This is a genomic window from Streptomyces sp. MCA2 (assembly GCF_023544705.1).
Classification (GTDB): domain Bacteria; phylum Actinomycetota; class Actinomycetes; order Streptomycetales; family Streptomycetaceae; genus Streptomyces; species Streptomyces decoyicus.
Window position 1 is genome coordinate 1 of record NZ_JAMJFM010000134.1, and the last position, 445, is coordinate 445.

Sequence of the window (445 nt, forward strand, 5' to 3'; positions counted from 1 at the left end):
ACCGGTGCCCGCCGCGATCAGGATGACGGGGGTGTCATCGGCCGCATCCAGGCGGAAGGCCTCGCGGCAGGGCTGGACGCGGGCCAGGACGGTGTCGCCGGGCCGCACACCGTGCAGGTAGGACGAGCCGGTGCCGCCGGGCAGCAGCGAGACCATCAGATCGGCGTGCCGGGCGTCGGCCGCGGGTGACGACGACAGGGAGTAGTGCCGGGTGCGCAGCGGCGGCAGCAGCTCCAGGACCGTCGGCCAGGGCAGGGCGCCGCGCAGCGCCGGATGCGCCTCGATCAGGTCGATCAGGGTGCGCGGGTCGTCCTCGGCGAGGTTTTCCAGGGCGTGGCGCTCGGGCGGGCAGGGGTTGTGGGCGGCGAGCTGCGCGACCTGTTCCGGCGTGGGCCGCATGCCCAGTTCAAGGTGGTGGGTAAGGAGTTGGCGCACCGTCAGGGGC

1 pseudogene is annotated in these 445 nt (G+C 73.9%); it reads right to left on the reverse strand.

The window, feature by feature from the left end:
• Nucleotides 1–445, reverse strand: a pseudogene (locus M8I34_RS41140) (reductase); the annotation flags it as partial.